2 protein-coding genes are annotated in these 1,051 nt (G+C 70.2%); both read right to left on the bottom strand.

The genetic code is table 11. The annotated features are described in order from the left end of the window. The coding region (locus DBR23_RS00715; RefSeq protein WP_108496982.1) for an aspartate/glutamate racemase family protein at nucleotides 1-729 on the bottom strand (729 nt) is incomplete at its 3' end. A gap of 13 nt (nucleotides 730-742) precedes the next feature. After that, nucleotides 743-1,051: tripartite tricarboxylate transporter substrate binding protein (locus DBR23_RS00710; RefSeq protein ID WP_255581489.1), on the bottom strand; the 309-nt coding region annotated here is incomplete at its 5' end.

Genomic DNA, 1,051 nt, shown 5'->3' with positions numbered 1-1,051 from the left:
TCCGGCGCGGGCCAGCAGGCGGCCGTAGCCTGGAACCCCCGGCAGCGCGCCAAGCTTGCGCATGCAGTACCAGGCCACCGCCGTGTTGCTCGTGACGACGGGCCGTCCCAGGGAACGCTCCAGGGCCTCGATGGTCTCGGCCGTCCGCACGGTGGTGCAACTGAGGACGTATGCGTCCGCCCGCGCATGGGCATGGCGCGTGGCGAACGCATGCCACGCCTGCGGCGCGATGGCCATCATCTCGCGGCCGGTGCGGCAATCCAGGCCGGCGTTGCCGAGGATCTCGAATCCATGCTCGGCGAAGTAAGCCGCCTCCCGGTCATTGACGGCCGCCGTGTACGGGGAGAGCAGCACCACGCGCCGCGCGGGCAGGGCCTGCAGCGCCGCCACCAGGGCCTGCGACGTGGCCACGCAGGGCAGCCCAGTCGCGGACTGGATGCGCGCGAGAATCGACGCCTCCAGCTCGGTGCTGTAGGTCGACACGGCGGTGCAATGGAACACCACGATGTCGACGCCCGCGTCCGCGAGCAGCTCGGCCGCCGGCTCGACATCCCGGGCCATGCCCAGCAGGCTCGCCTCCGAACTGTCCACGAGCTTCAGCCGCGTGACCGCGATGGCGATGTCGGCGGGAAGCATCGCGCGCAGTTGCGGCTCGGCGGCCTGGTTCACGGAGGGCAGCAGCACGCCGATGCGCCCGCCCGATCCGTAGTCGAGTGCTGGGGCGGTCATGCCGATGCGCCCTTCAGTTCAGCTTGAGCCCGAGCTCCTTGATCAGGGGCGCGTACTTGGCGGTCTCCCGCCGGATGGTCTCGTCCATCTCCTCGGGCGTGGTGCCCGCCGTCTCCAGACCGAACACCATGAGCTGGTCCCTGACTTCCTTGCGCTGCACGACCTCCACAACGTCCTTGTGGATCTTGTCGATGATCGCCCGCGGCGTGCCGGCGGGCGCGGACAGTGCATTCCACATCAACAGTTCGTAGCCCTTGAGCCCGGCCTCCGCCAGCGTCGGCACGTCGGGCAAGGCCGCGGAGCGGACCGGACCCGTCGTGGC

Source organism: Acidovorax sp. HMWF018, assembly GCF_003061035.1.
Classification (GTDB): Bacteria; Pseudomonadota; Gammaproteobacteria; order Burkholderiales; family Burkholderiaceae_C; genus Acidovorax; species Acidovorax delafieldii.
This window is presented reverse-complemented; position numbering and strand designations above follow the sequence as displayed.